This is a genomic window from Serratia sp. BNK-17 (assembly GCF_048684935.1).
GTDB lineage: Bacteria > Pseudomonadota > Gammaproteobacteria > Enterobacterales > Enterobacteriaceae > Serratia > Serratia nematodiphila.
Window position 1 is genome coordinate 3,068,825 of record NZ_JBLQTR010000001.1, and the last position, 17,755, is coordinate 3,086,579.

At 60.9% G+C, this 17,755-nt stretch carries 18 protein-coding genes; 8 read left to right on the top strand and 10 right to left on the bottom strand.

Annotated features, from left to right (window positions below):
- Positions 1-19: 19 nt before the first annotated feature.
- Positions 20-1,009 carry an L-glyceraldehyde 3-phosphate reductase gene (mgrA, locus tag ACMGF7_RS14565; RefSeq protein WP_049240046.1) on the bottom strand — a complete coding sequence of 330 codons (990 nt, stop codon included), beginning with the start codon at positions 1,007-1,009 and terminating at the stop codon, positions 20-22.
- Positions 1,010-1,197: 188 nt separating this feature from the next.
- On the opposite strand from mgrA, the gene ACMGF7_RS14570 reads away from it, so the two are divergent.
- Complete coding sequence (locus tag ACMGF7_RS14570) at positions 1,198-2,859, top strand: alpha-keto acid decarboxylase family protein (protein ID WP_197763319.1); 1,662 nt, start codon at positions 1,198-1,200, stop codon at positions 2,857-2,859.
- Here the strand turns inward: ACMGF7_RS14570 and ACMGF7_RS14575 are convergent.
- Positions 2,856-3,725 (bottom strand): LysR family transcriptional regulator, encoded by an 870-nt coding sequence (locus tag ACMGF7_RS14575; RefSeq protein ID WP_197763321.1) that lies wholly within the window; start codon positions 3,723-3,725, stop codon positions 2,856-2,858. The genes ACMGF7_RS14570 and ACMGF7_RS14575 overlap by 4 nt on opposite strands.
- 98 nt (positions 3,726-3,823) lie before the next feature.
- Between ACMGF7_RS14575 and ACMGF7_RS14580 the strand changes: the two genes are divergently transcribed.
- Both ACMGF7_RS14580 and ACMGF7_RS14585 read left to right on the top strand, forming a co-directional pair.
- A complete protein-coding gene (locus tag ACMGF7_RS14580) occupies positions 3,824-4,276 on the top strand; it encodes a multidrug/biocide efflux PACE transporter (RefSeq protein WP_004936357.1) in 453 nt (150 codons plus the stop codon).
- Positions 4,277-4,342: 66 nt separating this feature from the next.
- Positions 4,343-5,035, top strand: coding sequence for an aspartate/glutamate racemase family protein (locus tag ACMGF7_RS14585; RefSeq protein WP_164095521.1), 693 nt, complete (start codon positions 4,343-4,345; stop codon positions 5,033-5,035).
- Here the strand turns inward: ACMGF7_RS14585 and ACMGF7_RS14590 are convergent.
- Positions 5,032-6,279: an ion channel protein gene (locus tag ACMGF7_RS14590; protein ID WP_420286492.1), complete on the bottom strand. Its 1,248-nt coding sequence runs from the start codon at positions 6,277-6,279 to the stop codon at positions 5,032-5,034. The two genes, ACMGF7_RS14585 and ACMGF7_RS14590, sit on opposite strands and share 4 nt — an antisense overlap.
- Before the next feature lie 310 nt (positions 6,280-6,589).
- Between ACMGF7_RS14590 and glk the strand changes: the two genes are divergently transcribed.
- On the top strand, positions 6,590-7,552 hold the full coding sequence (gene glk / locus ACMGF7_RS14595; protein ID WP_015378652.1) for a glucokinase: 963 nt from the start codon (positions 6,590-6,592) through the stop codon (positions 7,550-7,552).
- A gap of 69 nt (positions 7,553-7,621) precedes the next feature.
- Here the strand turns inward: glk and ACMGF7_RS14600 are convergent, their stop codons facing one another.
- Positions 7,622-8,851: an OFA family MFS transporter gene (locus tag ACMGF7_RS14600; RefSeq protein ID WP_004936347.1), complete on the bottom strand. Its 1,230-nt coding sequence runs from the start codon at positions 8,849-8,851 to the stop codon at positions 7,622-7,624.
- Positions 8,852-9,248: 397 nt separating this feature from the next.
- Between ACMGF7_RS14600 and ACMGF7_RS14605 the strand changes: the two genes are divergently transcribed.
- The gene (locus ACMGF7_RS14605) at positions 9,249-9,581 is read left to right on the top strand and encodes a DUF2502 domain-containing protein (protein WP_033632450.1); all 333 of its coding nucleotides are present in this window, start codon (positions 9,249-9,251) and stop codon (positions 9,579-9,581) included.
- Positions 9,582-9,585: 4 nt separating this feature from the next.
- Here the strand turns inward: ACMGF7_RS14605 and ACMGF7_RS14610 are convergent, their stop codons facing one another.
- The 3 genes from ACMGF7_RS14610 to ACMGF7_RS14620 form a co-directional block, all read right to left on the bottom strand.
- The gene (locus ACMGF7_RS14610) at positions 9,586-10,320 is read right to left on the bottom strand and encodes a LytR/AlgR family response regulator transcription factor (protein ID WP_004936341.1); all 735 of its coding nucleotides are present in this window, start codon (positions 10,318-10,320) and stop codon (positions 9,586-9,588) included.
- On the bottom strand, positions 10,317-12,008 hold the full coding sequence (locus ACMGF7_RS14615) for a sensor histidine kinase (protein WP_033632451.1): 1,692 nt from the start codon (positions 12,006-12,008) through the stop codon (positions 10,317-10,319). Before ACMGF7_RS14615 ends, ACMGF7_RS14610 begins: the two co-directional genes overlap by 4 nt.
- Positions 12,009-12,100: 92 nt before the next feature.
- Entirely contained in the window at positions 12,101-13,345 is a 1,245-nt protein-coding gene (locus ACMGF7_RS14620) for a DUF1479 domain-containing protein (protein WP_143778423.1), read from the bottom strand.
- A gap of 168 nt (positions 13,346-13,513) precedes the next feature.
- On the opposite strand from ACMGF7_RS14620, the gene ACMGF7_RS14625 reads away from it, so the two are divergent.
- From ACMGF7_RS14625 to ACMGF7_RS14635, 3 genes are all read left to right on the top strand, one after another.
- The gene (locus ACMGF7_RS14625) at positions 13,514-14,053 is read left to right on the top strand and encodes a GNAT family N-acetyltransferase (RefSeq protein ID WP_164095519.1); all 540 of its coding nucleotides are present in this window, start codon (positions 13,514-13,516) and stop codon (positions 14,051-14,053) included.
- 119 nt (positions 14,054-14,172) lie between these two features.
- Positions 14,173-15,402 carry an alanine transaminase gene (gene alaC, locus ACMGF7_RS14630; RefSeq protein ID WP_049239829.1) on the top strand — a complete coding sequence of 410 codons (1,230 nt, stop codon included), beginning with the start codon at positions 14,173-14,175 and terminating at the stop codon, positions 15,400-15,402.
- A 110-nt stretch (positions 15,403-15,512) separates the two neighbouring features.
- A complete protein-coding gene (locus ACMGF7_RS14635; RefSeq protein ID WP_015378645.1) occupies positions 15,513-16,037 on the top strand; it encodes a cytochrome b in 525 nt (174 codons plus the stop codon).
- A 66-nt stretch (positions 16,038-16,103) separates the two neighbouring features.
- Here ACMGF7_RS14635 and ypdK read toward each other — a convergent pair whose 3' ends face one another.
- The 3 genes from ypdK to ACMGF7_RS14650 form a co-directional block, all read right to left on the bottom strand.
- Positions 16,104-16,178 carry a membrane protein YpdK gene (gene ypdK / locus ACMGF7_RS14640; RefSeq protein ID WP_099782600.1) on the bottom strand — a complete coding sequence of 25 codons (75 nt, stop codon included), beginning with the start codon at positions 16,176-16,178 and terminating at the stop codon, positions 16,104-16,106.
- 558 nt (positions 16,179-16,736) lie between these two features.
- Entirely contained in the window at positions 16,737-17,174 is a 438-nt protein-coding gene (locus tag ACMGF7_RS14645) for a hypothetical protein (RefSeq protein ID WP_004936322.1), read from the bottom strand.
- 83 nt (positions 17,175-17,257) lie between these two features.
- A complete protein-coding gene (locus tag ACMGF7_RS14650; protein ID WP_049239828.1) occupies positions 17,258-17,710 on the bottom strand; it encodes a DUF805 domain-containing protein in 453 nt (150 codons plus the stop codon).
- Positions 17,711-17,755: the final 45 nt, after the last annotated feature.

Consider the following 17,755-nt stretch of genomic DNA (forward strand, 5'->3'; position numbering starts at 1 on the left):
CGGCGGAATTTGTAAACGATTACAATAAGATGTTCTCGATCTGCGCGAGCTCTTCTTCACTGAAGTGACGATTGGCCAGCATGCCCACCGCGTCTTCTATCTGCGCATTCTTGCTGGCGCCGATCAGCACTGAGGTCACGCGATCGCCGCGCAGCACCCAGGCCAGTGCCATCTGCGACAGCTTCTGCCCGCGTTGCCGCGCCAGCGCATCGAGGCGGCGCACCTTGTCCAGTCGCTCGGCGGTCAGCTGCTCCGGCTGCAGGAAGCGGCTGCCGCTGGCGGCGCGAGAATCTTGCGGGATGCCGTGCAGGTAGCGATCGGTCAGCAGGCCGCCCGCCAGCGGCGAGAAGGCGATAGATCCGACGCCATGTTCCTCCAGCGTATCCAGCAACGCCGTCTCCGGCCCGCGTTCCAACATCGAATACTTCGGTTGATGGATCACGCACGGCGTGCCGAGCTGCTGCAGAATGGCGAAGGCCTGTCGCGCGCGCTCGGCCGGGTAGTTGGACAGGCCGACATACAGCGCTTTGCCCTGGCGCACCAGCAGATCCAGCGCCGCCATGGTTTCTTCCAGCGGCGTGTCCGGATCCGGCCGATGATGATAAAAGATATCCACATACTCCAACCCCATGCGCCTCAGGCTCTGATCGAGGCTGGCGACCAGGTACTTTTTCGAGCCCCAATCACCGTAGGGGCCGGGCCACATGGTGTAACCGGCTTTAGAGGAGACGATCAGCTCATCGCGCCAGGCCCGCAGATCGGCGTTGAGAATGCGGCCAAAGTTCTCCTCGGCGGCGCCGGGCGGCGGGCCGTAGTTATTGGCCAGATCGAAATGGGTAATGCCGCGATCGAAGGCGCAGCGGATCAGGCCGCGGGCGTTATCGTACAAAGTGGCGTCGCCGAAGTTGTGCCACAGGCCGAGTGAGACGGCGGGCAGCTTCAGCCCGCTGCGGCCGCAGCGCCGGTATTCCATATCTTGATAACGCGAGGGGGAGGCTGGGTAAGACATAGTTATCCTTGTCGGCGAGAGGTGAAGTGCTTTGAGTGTATACGTTTCCACACCGCGTTGCCGCGGGAGCGATCACGGCGCCGGCATGTAACGCCAGGTTGCCGTTCGATGCCGGGATGATTGTTCGAAATTTGAACGGAATCTTCGATAATTAAGATAATCGCTTCAGCTGCAGACAGGTGATGATCATGACTCAGACCTATACGGTGGCCGATTATCTGCTCGATCGTCTGGCCCAAATCGGCATCCGTCATTTCTTCGGCGTGCCGGGGGATTACAACCTGCAATTTCTCGATCGCGTCCTCGCGCATCCGCAAATCACCTGGGTAGGCTGCGCCAACGAGTTGAACGCCGCCTATGCGGCTGACGGCTATGCGCGCTGCAAACCGGCGGCCGCGCTGCTTACCACCTTCGGCGTGGGGGAGCTGAGCGCGTTGAACGGGGTGGCCGGCAGCTACGCCGAATACCTGCCGGTGATCCACGTGGTCGGCACGCCGGCGCAGCGCGCCCAGCGCGCCGGTGATTTGCTGCATCATTCGCTGGGGGATGGCGACTTCACTCATTTCGCCCGGATAGCCAAAGAGGTGACCGTCGCGCAGGCCGACCTGACCGCCGACAACGCCGCGCTGGAGATAGACCGCCTGATCGGCGCCGCCTTGCTGGAGCATCGCCCGGTTTACCTGATGTTGCCCAGCGACGTCGCGCAGGCGCCGCTGCCGAGTAAACCGGCGCCGCTGATGCTGCGCCAGGCCAAACTGTCGCAGAGCGCATTGCAGGCGTTTATCGCCGCGGCGCGCGAAAAGCTGCTGTCGGCACGGCGGGTGTCGCTGCTGGCGGACTTTCTGGCGGACCGCTTTGGTGTTGAAACGGCGCTGGATAGCTGGATGCAGGAAGTGGCGATCCCGCACGCCACGCTGCTGCTCGGCAAGGGCGTGCTGGATGAGAACCGCGCAGGTTTTGTCGGCACCTACTGCGGCGGCGCTTGCGATCCGTCGGTGCAACAGTCGATCGAAAACGCCGACGTGGTGATCAACGTCGGCGTGCGCTTCACCGACACCATTACCGGAGGATTCACGCATCATCTGCCGGTGGAAAAATGCATCGATATTCAACCGTTCGAAGCCTGGGTCGGGCGGCAGCGCTTTAGCCGCATTCCGATGCGCGAGGCGGTGCAGGCATTGCACCGCCTGAGCCTGTCGCTGGCGTCGCGTTGGCCGTTGCCGCCGATCGTCCGCCCGGCGCTGCCGGAAGGCGATGGGGAAGGGCTGGATCAGCACGCCTTCTGGCGGCAAGTACAGGATTTCCTGCGGCCGGGGGATATCGTGCTGGCCGATCAGGGTACCGCCTGTTTCGGCGCGGCGGCGCTGACGTTGCCGCGTGGCTGCCGCCTGATCGTGCAGTCGCTCTGGGGATCGATCGGCTATACCCTGCCGGCGACGTTCGGCGTGCAGACCGCCGAACCGCAGCGCCGGGCAGTATTGCTGATCGGCGACGGCGCCGCGCAGTTAACCGTGCAGGAACTGGGATCGATGCTGCGCGACGGGCTTAAACCGGTGATCTTTGTGTTGAACAATCAGGGGTATACCGTTGAGCGCGCGATCCACGGGCCGGAGCAACGTTATAACGACATCGCGCGCTGGAACTGGACGCAGTTGCCGATGGCGTTGGCCGGTGATCGGCCGGTGAAGGCGTTGCGGGTCAGCGATCCGGACGGATTGCGTCAGGCACTGCGCGAGGTAGCGGACGACGAGCGGCTGGCCTTCATCGAAGTGATGCTGCCGAAGATGGACATTCCGGAACTCCTCGATACCGTCTCTCGCGCCATTCAGGCGCGCAACGCCGCCGCTTAAGGCAGGGTGTCGCCCAGCAGGCGCTCCAGCATCCAGAACCCCGCCGGGCCCGGCGGGGTCAGTTTGGACCAGACCGCATCCACCGAAATCAGTTTGGGCCAGCCGCGCGGCCGCAGCTGGGTTAGTCTGTCGTGGCCGTATTGCTGCACCAGCCAGTGCGGCAACACCGCCCAACCGAATCCTTGTTCCGCCATCTCCAGCAGCAGCAGATAGCTGGGCGCCGACCACACCAATCCTCCTTGCCTGGCCGCCTCGGCGCCGGTGTAGGTATTCAGGATCAACTGGCGGGTGCTGGACAATTGCTCCGGCGTTGGCGCAGCGACCGGCGCCAGCGGATGCTGATGGGCGACGAACAGCCCCATTTCGGTCTGCTCAGGCAGCCGGGAGAAGGCGATATCCGGCGGATAACTTTTTTGCACTTCCACCATGCCCAAGTGCGCGCGGCCGCTTTGCAGCAGATCGATTACGTCGCCTTCCTCAGCGATCATCCATTCCAGCTCAATCTCCGGGTAGCGCTGTTCGAACAGTTGCATCAACCGATCGTGATGCTTGGGCTGGTAGGTATCGGAAAACACCATGCTCAGGCGCGGTTCAACCTCGCCCGCCAACTGAATGCTCAGGGCGTCGAGGCGTTCGCTGGCGGCCAGGATCGCCTGCACATGTCCCAGCACTTTGCGGCCGGCAGCGGTGAGCACCGGCTGGCGCGCGCCGCGATCGAACAGGGTCAGCGCCAGGTCCGCCTCCAGATTGGCGATGGCGGTGCTGACGGTGGATTGGCTTTTGCGCAATTTGCGCGCGGCGGCGGAAAACGAGCCGAGGGCGGCGGCTTCGACAAACGCGTGCAACGCTTCCGGGGAATAGTGCATAATATATCTACTTTATCGATGGAACCTATTTTTAATCTACCCAAAAAAGCGATGATAATCACCTGGCTTTCGCAACAACTGTTGAAAAAAGGTGATGTATGCAACTGCAAAACAAGTCTCTCATTGAACGTATCGTCCACGCCGTCGGTTTCGAGGCCATCGCCGTGATGGTTTGCGCCCCGCTGGGCGCGTGGCTGCTGAACCGTTCAATGGTGCAGGTCGGTGCGTTGGCGGTAATGCTCTCCACCGTCGCGATGCTGTGGAACATGGTTTACAACACGGTGTTCGACCGCCTATGGCCGGTCAGCCGGGTGGTGCGTAACCTGAAGGTGCGTGCGCTGCACGCCGTCGGCTTTGAAGCCGGTTTTATCCTGATCGGCGTGCCGATCGCCGCCTGGATGCTGAGCATCTCCTGGACGCAGGCGTTTATGCTGGAAATCGGTTTCTTCCTGTTCTTCCTGCCGTACACCATGGCCTATAACTGGCTGTACGACATGCTGCGTCAGCGCTGGTTCGAGGCGCGCCAGCCGATCAATTCCGGCGCCAAATAAGGCGTCGTCAGACCGACGATTCTCAGGTAAGGTCAGAGGATCGTCGGAAATGCTGAGGAACGAAGGATGAAAGTGTTGGGTCTGCTGGGCGGCATGAGCTGGGAATCCACCATTCCGTATTACCGCACCATCAACGAGCAGGTAAAGGCGCGCCTTGGCGGGCTGCATTCGGCCAAAATCGTGCTCTACAGCGTCGATTTCCAGGAGATTGAGCGCTTGCAGCACCAGGGCGATTGGGACGGCGCCGGCCGGCTGTTGGCCGCCGCCGCGGTGGCTTTGCGCGCCGCCGGCGCCGAAGCTATCGTGATCTGCACCAACACCATGCACAAGGTGGCGGAGGCGGTCGAGCAGGCCAGCGGCCTGCCGCTGATTCACATCGCCGATGCCACGGCGCTGCAGGTGCGGGAAAAAAACATTCGCCGCGTTGGGCTGCTGGGCACGCGCTTTACCATGGAGCAAAACTTTTACCGCGGCCGCCTGCAGGAATTGCACGGCATCGACGTGGTGACGCCGGTCAGCGCCGATCGCGACATCGTACACCGCATCATCTATGACGAGCTGTGCCTCGGTAAAATTCGCGACGCCTCGCGCGACGAGTATCGCCGGATTATCAGCGATCTGGAACAACAAGGGGCGCAGGGGATTATTTTCGGCTGCACCGAAATAGGCTTGCTGGTGAGCGAGCGGGATGCGTCGGTGCCGGTGTTCGACACCACTGCAATCCACGCCCGCGCCGCCGCGGCGTTCGCGCTGGCCTAATCGTCGCGCGGCGGTTGCCGGCGGTTTACCAGCATCAGCGGTTTGCCCGCCAGCGCCAGCCAGGCGGGCAGCATCACGATGCACAAGACCGGCAGCAGGTGCAGATCCGGCACCACTGCCACCGCCATAAACAGGCTCAGCCAGCCGTCGCGCGTCACTACCAGCACCAGCCCCATGATGGCGCAGGAGACGGTGATCGCCGCCGGCACCGCCGGAACATGCTGGTGCAGCATCAGGCCCAGCGCCGCGCCGACGAACACCGCCGGGAAGATGCGCCCGCCGCGAAAACCGCAGGCGGCGGCGATCACCAGCGCCGCCAGCTTGGTCAGGGTAATGGTCAACAGCGCCGGCACCGAATAGCTGTCGTCCACCGCCAGGCGTTTCATCTCATCCAGCCCCTTGAACAGGGTAATCTCTCCGCCCAACAGCGCCAGCAGCCCCAGCACAAAGCCCCCCAGCCCTAACATCAACACCGGATTCTTCATTGAATGGAACAGGCGGTGAACGTGCGGGAAACACCACAGCGCCACCATGCCGAGCGCGATGGCGATCAGCGCCACGATGGCGCCGCTGAAAATGTCCGGCAGCCGCGTCACGTCGTAGGCATCGAGCTGCAGGGCGAAATTGGGCACGAAGAACATCTGCGTGGTGACCGCGCCGGCGGCGGCAGCCACCAGCGGGGCGAACAGCCGATCCCACAGCGGCGTTTCGTTATTGCCGGCCAGGGTTTGCGAGAAGATCAGCGCGGCGGCGACCGGTGTGCCGAACATTGCGCCGATAGTGCCTGCCGCCGCCAGGATGATCCAGTCCATGCGCGGCACCTTCGGCAGCAGGCGCGCGCCGGCCGCCGCCACCAGTGCGATGTTGATGGCGGTGATCGGGTTCTCCGGCCCCAGACTGACGCCGCCGGCCAGGCCGACAATCAGCGCCAACCCCAACCCCGGCAAGGCGGAGAGTGGCAGCGGCATGCCGATCAGCGATTCCGTCACCGGATCCGGCCCGGCGTGACCCGGCATATAACGCACGATCAGGCCGACCGCCACGCCGGTCAGCGTCAGCATCGCAACCGGCCACCAGGGCGACTGGGCGTCCAGGCTCAGCGCATCGGGCAGCGCCACCCACAGTAATTGCTGCAATGCGGCGGCAATTTTCATCACCAACAGCAGCACCAGACTGGAAACGGAACCGATAATCAGCGCAGGCAAAGCAAAGGCCAACATGGCATTGGCGCGCGGATGCAGCATGAATAATCCCTTGTCGATGCCTCCCTGCGGGGCAGGGAGTGCGGGTGGTTGGGCAGTGGCCACAGCTTGCCAGACTATCGGCGCGCAGGCACGCATTGATATTGCCCGGCGGCGATGACGGTTAACAGTCGCCGGGGGGCGTTTTTTGCCGCAATTTGTTTCAAATCGCGGCATAGCGGACAAGCTGAAACGTTTTTTGTGATCCGGATCGCTATTGAGGTGCAGATCCGAGGCGGGTGATTGTTGTTTTCGCAGCAGGATTTTACAGTGTGGGCAGCGTTTTATTTTTCATTTTGCGGAGACGAAATCAATGACCTATGCCCTCGTGGGTGATGTTGGCGGCACCAATGCCCGCCTGGCGTTGTGCACTGTTGCGACGGGTGAGATTACCCAGGCGAAAACCTATTCCGGCCTGGAGTTCGACAGCCTGGAGGCGGTGATCCGCCAATACCTGAAAGAGTGCGAGATCGAGGTGCAGGACGCCTGCATCGCGATCGCCTGCCCGGTGACGGAAGACTGGGTCGCGATGACCAACCACAGCTGGGCGTTCTCGATCAAAGAAATGAAGGCCAGCCTGGGGTTGAGTCATCTGGAAGTGATCAACGATTTCACCGCCGTCTCGATGGCGATCCCGATGCTCTCGCCGGACGACGTGCTGCAGTTTGGCGGCGGCGATGCGCAGCCGGGCAAACCGATCGCGGTGTACGGCGCCGGCACCGGGCTGGGCGTTGCCCACCTGGTGCAGGTCGATCGCCGCTGGGTCAGCCTGCCGGGCGAGGGCGGCCATGTTGATTTCGCGCCGAACAGCGAAGAAGAAGACATTATTCTGGAGGTGCTGCGCGGTGAAGTGGGGCACGTTTCCGCCGAGCGCGTGCTGTCCGGGCCGGGCCTGGTCAATCTGTATCGCGCCATCGTTAAGGCGGACAACCGCCTGCCGGAGAAACTGGAGCCGAAGGACATCACCGAGCGGGCGCTGGCCGACAGCTGTATCGACTGCCGCCGCGCGCTGTCGCTGTTTTGCGTGATCATGGGGCGCTTCGGTGGCAACCTGGCGCTGAATCTGGGCACCTTCGGCGGTGTGTACATCGCCGGCGGCATCGTGCCGCGCTTTATGGAATTCTTCAAGGCCTCGGGCTTCCGCGCCGCCTTCGAAGACAAAGGGCGTTTCCGTGACTATGTGCGAGACATTCCGGTGTTCATGATAACCCATGGCCAGCCGGGCCTGTTGGGGGCCGGCGCGCATCTGCGCCAGACGCTGGGCATGCGGCTGTAAGCCGCGCGGCGGGGCAATAAAAAAGGGGCGCAACCCGCAGGTTGCGCCCCTTGTCGTTTTCGCAGGGGATCAGGCTTTGGCCAGCTCCGCCGCCTGTGCGGTTTCTTCGCTTTCCATTTCCACCGCTTTCGGCGCTTTGATGAACAGTGTAATCAGCAAAGAAGCGGCAGACAGGACGCCAATCACCATGAAGGTGGCGTGGAAGCCGCCGAAGTATTTGGCGACGAACGAACCGGCCAGCGCGCCCAGGCCGAAGCCCTGATAGATGATGCCGTAGTTCTTGCTGTGGTTCTTCAGGCCGAAGAAGTCGCCGACAATCGCCGGGAACACGGTGATATTGCCGCCGAAGCAGAAGGCCACCGCGCCAACGCAGATGAAGAACAGCGTGTGGTTCAGGGTCATGAAACTCAGCGCGACAATCGCCAGCACGGTAACCAGCATGGTGAAGCTGATGACGCGCATACGGCCTACTTTATCAGACAGCGTACCCAGAATGATGCGGCCGGCGGTGTTGAAGATGGCGACGGCGGACACGGTGTTGGCGGCGGTGGCCAAATCCATCCCGGCCAGCTGAACGCCCATGTCTTTCACGATGCCAATCAGGTACAGACCGCTCATGCAGGCGGCGAAGAAGATGGTGAACAGCAGGTAAGCTTCTTTGGTGGCCAGCATCTGGCGCACGCTGAAGTCGTTGCCCAGACCGTTGGCGCCTGGCTGTGCGGCGCTGGTTGCCAGCACCGGCTCTTTCAGCAACAGGGAGCCGACGACGATCAGGCCCATCACGATGGCACCCCAGTAGAAGAAGGCGCCTGAAACGCCGACGTCGGCGATCAGGGCGGCGTTGACGTATTTGAACAGCAGGCTGCCGCTGCCGAAGGCGCCGACGGAGATGCCGGAAATCAGGCCTTTGTTGGCCGGGAACCATTTAATCAGGTTGGACAGGGTGGAGATGTAGGCGATACCGACCGCAAAGCCCACCACCACGCCGGCCAGCAGGTAGATCATGTCGAGCGAGCTGACATGGGCGCTGGCGATCAGGCCCAGGCCGACCAGGATGCCGGAACACAGCGTCAGGTTGCGGATGCCGAAGCGTTCTTGCAGCTTGCCGGCGAACAGCGTGGCGAAAGCCAGGAAGAAGCTGGTGATGGAGAAGGTGGTGGCGACGTCCGCCAGTCCCCAGTGGAACTTGTCGACCAGCGGCTGGTTGAACAGGCTCCAGGTGTAGATGGTGCCCAGACCCATCTGACAGATGATGGTGCCGAGAACGATTAAGCTGCGATTTGCCGGTTTGGTGTTCATGGCCGGTCTCCTTCCTGTGTGTGCGTTGCCGGGCGTGAGCCGCTGGCTGAAATTTGCGGGGTGAATCTGTGTTCCCGCGGTCTGGGCTTATTATATGGCCGGCCCCCCCGGCGGACGGCGGATCGGGAATGAATTGCACGGCAGAAGGAATGAAATGCATTTTATACGGCGTGAGTTGCCGTTTTTACGCCTAAAAGCGCGTGAAATGCCGGGAGTAACACGTGATCTACATCAAAGATATCAACGATTTATTGTTAATCGCCGGTGAACGATTGTGGTGAAATTGTGAAGGATGCGTCTGCAAGGCGTAAATCGGCATTGCGCCTATAGAGCGGCGGCGAGCGCGGGACTATGTTATCTGCGATCGGACGAGGTCCGCTCTGCAGGAGTCCATGAAATGAAAAAAACGCTGTTGTTACTGGCTGCGCTGCTGGCGCTGCCGCTGGCGAGCCAGGCCGACGTGTCCATCGGCGTGAACGTGCCGGGCCTGTCGTTGCATATCGGCGATCGCGATCATCGCGGCCACTACTGGGACGGCTATCGCTGGCGCGATCCGCGCTGGTGGGCCGATCATCACCGGTATGAACGTTCGCGCGGGTACTATTACGGCCCGCCGCCACGGGTGATTTACTACGGGCCGCCGCGGCGCGACTGGCGAGATCGGCCGCATTACCGCATGCCGCCACCGCCGCCGCCCGGCTATTACTACCGTCCGGGCCCGCGCTGGTAAGCGCTTACAGGCGCATCAGCTTGCGAAATTCTTTCACCTTGCTGCGGCTGACCGGCACTTCAAACTCAAGATCGCTCAGCCGCAGAATGTAGGTATTGTTGAACCAGGGCACGATCTCGCGGATCTTGGCCAGGTTAACGCAGTAAGAGCGGTGGCAGCGGAAGAAATGCTCTTCCGGCAGCCGGCCGTAAAACTCGGTGAGATTCATCGGCATCACGAATTCTTCCCGGCGAGTATAGACCCGCGTCACCTTTTCATCGGCGGCGGCGTAATAGATGTCGTTGATGTCGGTAACGATGATCCGCTCGTCTTTGATCAGGTTGATGCTGTGGCTGCCGCGGCTCGGCGCGCTGGTCGGTTCCGCCGCGCCGGCGGGGCGATGATGCAGCGCCTCCAGTTTTTGCAACATGGTGACGATGCGCGCTTCGTGATAGGGCTTGAGGATATAGTCGAACGCCTCGATCTCGAAGGCTTCCACCGCGTGTTCTTTATAGGCGGTGATGAACACGATAGACGGCCGATGGGCGAACTTGCTGATGTTTTGCGCCAGCAGCACGCCGTCCAGCGACGGGATGTTGATGTCGAGAAAAATGGCGTCGACCTGGTGGGTTTGCAGGTATTTCAGAACGTCGAGGCCGTCCTCGAAGGTAGCGACGATATCGATATTGCTGTGTTTCTTGATCAGGTAGCTGAGTTCTTCCTGCGCGAGGAATTCGTCTTCCACGATGATAGCTTTCATGAGGCCTCCCCGACCGGCGGCGCGCTCGGTTCCTGATGCAGCTTGCCGCCGTTTTTGCTGATATAGAACGCGATTTCGGTGCCCGGCTCCAGGCGGCGGATATGCAACCCTTCACCGTACAGCAGCGACACGCGGTGATGCACGTTGAGCAGGCCGATATTGTGGCCCGGCATCTCGTTGCGCGCCACCCGGTCGATGGTTTCCTGGTTGATGCCGTGGCCGGTATCCTTCACCGAAATCTTCACCCGATCGCCCTGATCTTTCACCGCGATCACCACCACCCCTTTACCCTTGCAGGGCTGGATGCCGTGCACGATGGCGTTCTCCACCAGCGGCTGGATCAGCAGGCTCGGAATGCGCACCGAGACGTCGTCGTCGATGTCGTAAATCACCGTCAGCTTGGCGCCGAAGCGCGCCTGTTCGATGGCGATATAGTCCTGAATCTGATGCAGTTCCTTACGGATATCGATCAGTTCGTCGTTCAGCTCCAGGTTGTAGCGCAGGTAGCGCGACAGGTTGATGATCAGCTGGCGCGCGGTGTCCGGATTCAGGCGGATGGAGGAAGAGATGGCGTTCAGCGCGTTGAACAGGAAGTGCGGGTTAATCTTGCTCTGCAGCGCGCGCATTTCGGCTTTATCCGCCATCTGGCGCAGATGCTCGATGCGCGAAACCTCCATCTGGGTGGAGATAATCTGCGACAGCCCGACCGCCATCACCTTCAGCGTGTTGGTGATCTGGTGAGCGTGGCAGTAGTAAATTTTCAGCGCGCCGGTCACTTCGCCCTTTTCCCACAGCGGCACCACCAGCTGCGAATGGATCTGCGGCGCGGCCGGGTTTTCCAGGTTGTTTTTGATGATGATTTTGCCGTGGCGAATGCTTTCGCGGGTAACGCGGCTCAGCCCTTCGCGGCCGATCGGGTAGGCTTCGCGCCCCACGCCGACGTAAGCCAGCACCTGATGGGTATCGGTGATCGCCACCGCGTCGGCGCGGATGTCCTGGCGGATGATATCGCAGATGGTGGCCAGCGATTCGCTGTTGATGTTGCGGAAATAGGGCAGCGTCTTGTGGGCGATATCCAGCGCCAGCTTGGCCTGGCGTGCGGCGATCACTTCTTTTTCATCTTCGACGCTCTGCACCAGCAGCACGATCAGGCCGATGCACACCGTGCCGAGGATCATCGGCAGCGCGATCTGCGACACGATGTCGAGCCCAAGCTCGGTCGGCTTGGCCCACAGCACGATCAGTAGCATGGTGAGGGATTCGCACAGCATGCCGCCGACGATGCCGGCGCGCCAGCGCTGCTCTTTTCTCACCTTGAGGTTGATGTAGCCGGCGCTGATGCCGGCGATGATGCTGGTGATGAGGCAGGGCACCGAGGTGATGCCGCCGATGTCGATCAGATAGCGGTGCACCCCGGCGATGATGCCGGTGACGATCCCCACCCAGGGGCCGAACAGAATGCCGCCGGCCATGATGGCGATGACGCGCACGTTGACCAGCGATCCCTCAACGTTGATGCCGGAGTAGGTGCTGAACAGCGCGAACAGCGAGAAGATCGCCGTGACGATGCCGAGCTCGAGCGGCGTATGGTCTTCTTTTTGCAGCAGTTGGCGGAACAGCCGGGTGCGGGTCAGAAAAAACAGACAGATCAACATCAGCGCGGCGCGATCAAACACCGCCAACAGCATTTCAAAAAAAGGGTGCACGACGGGTTCTCGCTGCGGCCTACGGATGGCGGCAGTATACCACAGCGAGAAAGGCCCGTGGCTCAGGCCGGCGGTCAGCGCATGCCGAGCTGCGCTTTGCCCAGCGGCGTCAGCAGATCGGCGGTGGCGCGGCCGTCAAAATCCACTTCGAAGTCGTCGGGAGCGAAGTCCGGCGGTGTTCTGCCGTCGATAAAGCTCGGCAGCTGACGCTGCAGGTAGGCGTCGTTTTTCGCGCAGCCCGGCGCGGCGGCGATGTACATCACGTTGCTGTCGAACTCGCCGTTATGCTCGTTCTCCACCGCGTGGATCACGTCGCAATGCCAAAATACCGTGTCGCCCGGCTCCAGATCGGGAATAGGGGAAATCCCACTTAATAAAAGGGGATGCCATTTTTCCGAGATCGACAGCGCGCGGCCCGGCGCCGCATCGCACAGATCGTCGTCGGCGACGTCGTCCTGCAGCGCGCGCAGCAACACATAGGCCATGGCGTTGGCGATCGGCACCAGGTTCAGCGTGCCGGCATTAGTGCGTTGCGGTGTCAGCGCCGTCCAGCCCTGGAAGGTGCGGAACATCGAGCAGACTGCCGGGGAGGCAATTTCGCGCACTTCGGTGCGGCCGTCGGCGGCAAAGGGATCGTACTGCTGCCAGTCGCCGGAGAACACGTGGCGATACACATAGCGGAAATTCTCGTCCAGCCAGCGCTCGATGGTGCCGCTGTCGACGTGCGGCGACAGGCCCAGCGACGAGGAGTTCGGCGGGCGGCGGCGGGTGCGATCGGCGTAGGTGGCGACGCGGGTCGGATCGAAATGCTGCTTGCCGTTGCTTTCGGTGGCCCACAGGCTGTTGAGGAACACCTGCACCGCATGCATGCGCGCATCCTGCCGCGCTTCGACCTGCGGCTTTGACCAATAGATGCCATAAATCTGTGGTTTGCTGGCGGCCAGCTTGCCGAAATAGTTGTCTTCGGCAGCGTTTTTCAACCGCTCGACGAAGTTGTTGCGCTCGAGATAGTCGCCGATTTCCCGGTTCCAGCCTTCGGCCTTGGCGCGGGGAAACACGCCGCGAATGGCGCAGGCGCCGCGCTGTTTGATCAGCGCTATCTGTTGATCGCTGACGCGCTGCTGCAGGATATCTTCCGCGTCGATCTGCGGCACCGGATTATGGCCGGCGGCCAGCTCGCGGCGGATCTGGTCGACCTGGCCGCGGATGTTCTCCTCCAGCGCCAGAAAAACTTCGCGGTAGTTCGGCAAGGCCTGGCGCAGCTGGCGCTTGACGTTAACGATCGTCTGCGGAATATCATCGATGACTAAAGAGGCCATGGTGTTCTCCTGGTGCCGCGTGAGTCACTGCGGCGGACGGTTGTAGGGAATCGGGCAAGACGTTATGGTTTTGTGGTTTTAACGTGAATGATTATCGGCAACCAATCGGGGAAAATAAAGAGATATCTTTCATTCGTAAGTTCCTCTTTTTCGTTTTTCGGAGATTTTATGAAGCTGGTCACTGAACGCTTGTACTTACAGTCGATAACCGCCGAGGACTGGCCGCTGTTTCTGCGCCTTTACCAGGATCCTGAGGTGATCCGCTATATCGCCGATCCGCTCAGCGAAGCGGCGATCCGCGAGCGTTTCGACGCGCGGCTGCCGGCCTGGGACAAACACGGCGATCAGTGGCTGTGCCTGGTGATGCGTGAGAAGCACAGCGGGGAGGCGGTGGGCATTACCGGCTTTCGCCCGCAGTGGCTGCCGTATCGGCAGGCGGAGGTGGGATATGGCAGTTTGCCCTCCGGCCAGGGCAAGGGCTATGGCAAGGAGTCGCTGCGGGCGGTGCTGGATTTTGCGGTGAACGCCTGCGGTTTTCACAAGCTGACCGCTACCGTGACCTCCGGCAACCTCGCCTCGCGCGGCCTGCTGGAGTCGTGCGGTTTTCGGCTGGAAGGCACGCTGCGCGATAATTTCCGCCTGGCGGGAGAGTGGCGCGACGACTGGCTGTTCGGGCTGTTGGCGGCGGAGTTTCAGGGCGGCAAATAAAAATATCGCGCCGGGTATCGACAAGCTCGCCGGCGCTGCGCTATGTTCGATATTCGGTCAGTTCGCTGGCCAGCGTCGCTCGGACGGTCCGGGCGCTAACGTTTATCGAGGAATCCCCTATGGCTGATAACAGTCCACAGCGCCGTTTTACGCGCATTGAACGTCTTCCCCCTTACGTATTCAACATCACCGCCGAACTGAAAATGGCCGCACGCCGTCGCGGTGAGGATATTATCGATTTCAGCATGGGGAACCCCGACGGCCCGACGCCGCCGCACATCGTGGAAAAACTGTGCGCCGTCGCCCAGCGCGACGACACCCACGGTTACTCCACCTCGCGCGGCATTCCGCGCCTGCGCCGCGCCATTTCGCGCTGGTATGCCGATCGTTATCAGGTGGATATCGATCCGGAAAGCGAAGCCATCGTCACCATCGGTTCGAAAGAGGGGCTGGCGCATCTGATGCTGGCGACCCTCGATCACGGCGATACCGTGCTGGTGCCGAACCCCAGTTACCCGATCCACATTTACGGCGCGGTGATCGCCGGCGCCCAGGTGCGTTCGGTGCCGCTGGTGGACGGCGTGGATTTCTTCAGTGAACTGGAGCGCGCCATTCGGGAAACCATTCCGCGCCCGAAAATGATGATCCTCGGCTTCCCGTCCAACCCGACCGCGCAGTGCGTGGAGCTGGATTTCTTCGAGCGGGTGGTGGCGCTGGCCAAACAGTACAACGTGCTGGTGATCCACGATCTGGCCTATGCCGATATCGTTTATGACGGCTGGAAAGCGCCGTCGATCATGCAGGTGCCGGGGGCGAAAGACATTGCGGTGGAGTTCTTCACCTTGTCGAAAAGCTACAACATGGCCGGCTGGCGCATCGGTTTCATGGTCGGCAACCCTGAGCTGGTCAGCGCGCTGGCGCGCATCAAAAGTTATCACGACTACGGCACCTTCACGCCGTTGCAGGTGGCGGCCATCGCCGCGCTGGAAGGCGATCAGCAGTGCGTGCGCGATATCGCCGAGCAGTATCGGCAGCGCCGCAACGTGCTGGTGAAGGGGTTGCACGAGGCCGGTTGGATGGTGGAAAACCCGAAGGCGTCGATGTACGTGTGGGCGAAAATTCCCGAGCCTTATGCCCACCTCGGTTCGCTGGAGTTCGCCAAGCGCCTGCTGGCGGAAGCCAAGGTCTGCGTCTCGCCGGGCATCGGCTTCGGCGACTACGGCGATACCCACGTGCGTTTCGCGCTGATCGAGAATCAGGATCGTATCCGCCAGGCGGTGCGCGGCATCAAGGCGATGTTCCGCGCGGACGGGCTGCTGAAGCCGAGTAAAGCCGGCAGCGCCAAATAACCCTGTCAGGCCGGGCGTTCGCCCGGCCTTATTTTTTCCGTCCCAAGGTTTTCTTCATTATTTCCCCATTATGCTCAACTACGCTGAATTTTATTTTTTGGACAGAGTGTATGAGCAACCGCTACGCGCGATCGCAAATCGTTTTACATTGGCTGACGTTGCTGATGGTGATCCTCACCTATGCGGCGATGTTGCTGAAAGATTCGGTGCCGGAGGCGTGGGCGCCGATGGTCAAAAATCTGCATTTCAACTTTGGGGTATCGGTCTTTGCCCTGATGCTGATTCGGTTGGCGGTGCGCTCTTTCCATGCTGCGCCGCCAACCACGCCTCCGCTGGAGGAGTGGCAGGAGGTTGGCGCGAAGATTTTCCATTGGCTGCTGTACGTGGTCTTCCTGATGTTGCCGCTGCTGGGCATGTTAACCCTGGCCTACGGCGGGAAATCGTGGTCTTTGCTGGGCTGGCCGATGCCGCAGTGGGTGACGCCGGATCCGGTGATGCGCAAGCTGGTCAAAACGGTGCATGAGACGCTGGCAAACGTTGGCTACTTTATCATTGGCGCGCATGCGCTGGCGGCGCTGTATCACCACTACCTGCGCAAGGACGACACCCTGCGCCGCATGATGCCGGGCAAATGAGCGCTAGCCGAAACGACAAAGGGACGCTTGCGCGTCCCTTTGTCTGTGTTCCTGGTGTGGCTGCTGTCAGGCAACCATCAACATGAAGGTGCCAACCCAGGCAACCAGCATGAATGACACGCCCATCAAAAAATATTTCACTGAACAACTCCTGTCTGGAGTCCTCGCCAGCAATGATCCCGATTGTTGTGCTGAGTATTTTATGGGCAACCTGCTTGTCGGGCGGATTCTTCCAAGCGAAAGAACAACGTCCTCGAGCGCGGGTTGTCCGGTTGTCGCGCCTCATGCTCCGTGAGGTAAAATCCGAACCGCGACAGGATCGGCGCTAATGTACTCTCAATACTGGTCTGATTTCAATACTGTGTTTTTGATCACAATTTTAGGCTGTTTTTTGAACAGGGCGCGCTGTTTTATAACGCTTTTTATAAGCAAGCGACAGGAAGTAGCCCGCGGTGTGGCGGGCTTTAAAATCGGGTATTGCAATACGGTGGCAGGCGCTCAGGCGACGGCGTTGATGCCGGTCGCCAAAATGACCCAAAAAACGAGACAAGACAGCAGAATAACGGCCCAAATATGACGGCGACTCCACTCCATTTTTAGCCTTCGTTGTTGCGACAAGTGATTAGGTAGCCATCATATCGGCGCAAAACGGGGGAAATTTAGCCCCCTTGGATAATATTTCGCTTACCTGCCGCTAACTTATTGGCAAACTTCACTTATCGTCACGCGCACTTCGTAGCCCAGCAGATACAACGCCTGCTCCAGCGCTTCCACCTTCGAGGCGTAGCCGATATCCAGCAACCGCTCCATTTGCCCGCCGTTGAAACCCAGCTTGCGCGCCAGCGCCGCTTTGCCGGTGTTTTTGCGCAGCATGGCGTTGTGCAGTTCGATCTTCAGCGCCACCAGCGCCGGCAGGTGTACCCTCAAGTCATCGGTTTGCGAAGGAGAAGGGGCGGGCAGGGGCAGCCCTTCATCCATCGCGGCGGCGATGGCGGCCAGCAGGCTTTCCTGCGCTTCCAGCTCGATGTCTTCGCGTTTATAGCAGGCAGATTGCCACTCGGGGAAGTCGTGGAAACCGATCTGCCAGGCGTCGCTGTCGCTATCGAAGGTGTAATGGGCGGGGTAGTGGCTGTACATGGCAATCCCTGATTGAAACCAGAATGAGGCGCTATTGTGACGGCGCGGCCGGCGGATAGCCATAGCCTTGAGCAGAATGGCGCTCAATCGGCATGTTCACGCGGCTTGCGACGCCGCACATCGGGCGGCAACAGCAGGGCGCAGATCATGACGGCCAGACTGAACAGCGGCAGCCAGCGCGCCACCGGGCCGGGAGAGTAATTGTTCAGCACCGAACACACATAGCACGCCACGGCCAGCGCCCAACCGGGCAGGCCGATATCGTTGAGCCGAAACGCGGTTTTGGCCATAAACCACGCCACCAGGCCAAAACAGAACAGCGCCCACACCATGATGCACAGCAGATACAGCAGCACCGAGACGAATTCCTCGGTATCGCCGTGCGCATGGGCGCGAAAATGGTTTTTATCCAGATAGGTCGACAGAAACGACAGTAGCACGATGCCAACGGCGAAGATCGCCAGCGAAAAAACAAAGGGTTTGCGCGAGATGCGCCCACGATAAAGGTCTTTGGCGAGTTGTCCGAGAGAGTCCATCACAATCCGTTGTCGTAATCATTGACCGCCCGGCGGTGGCCGGAT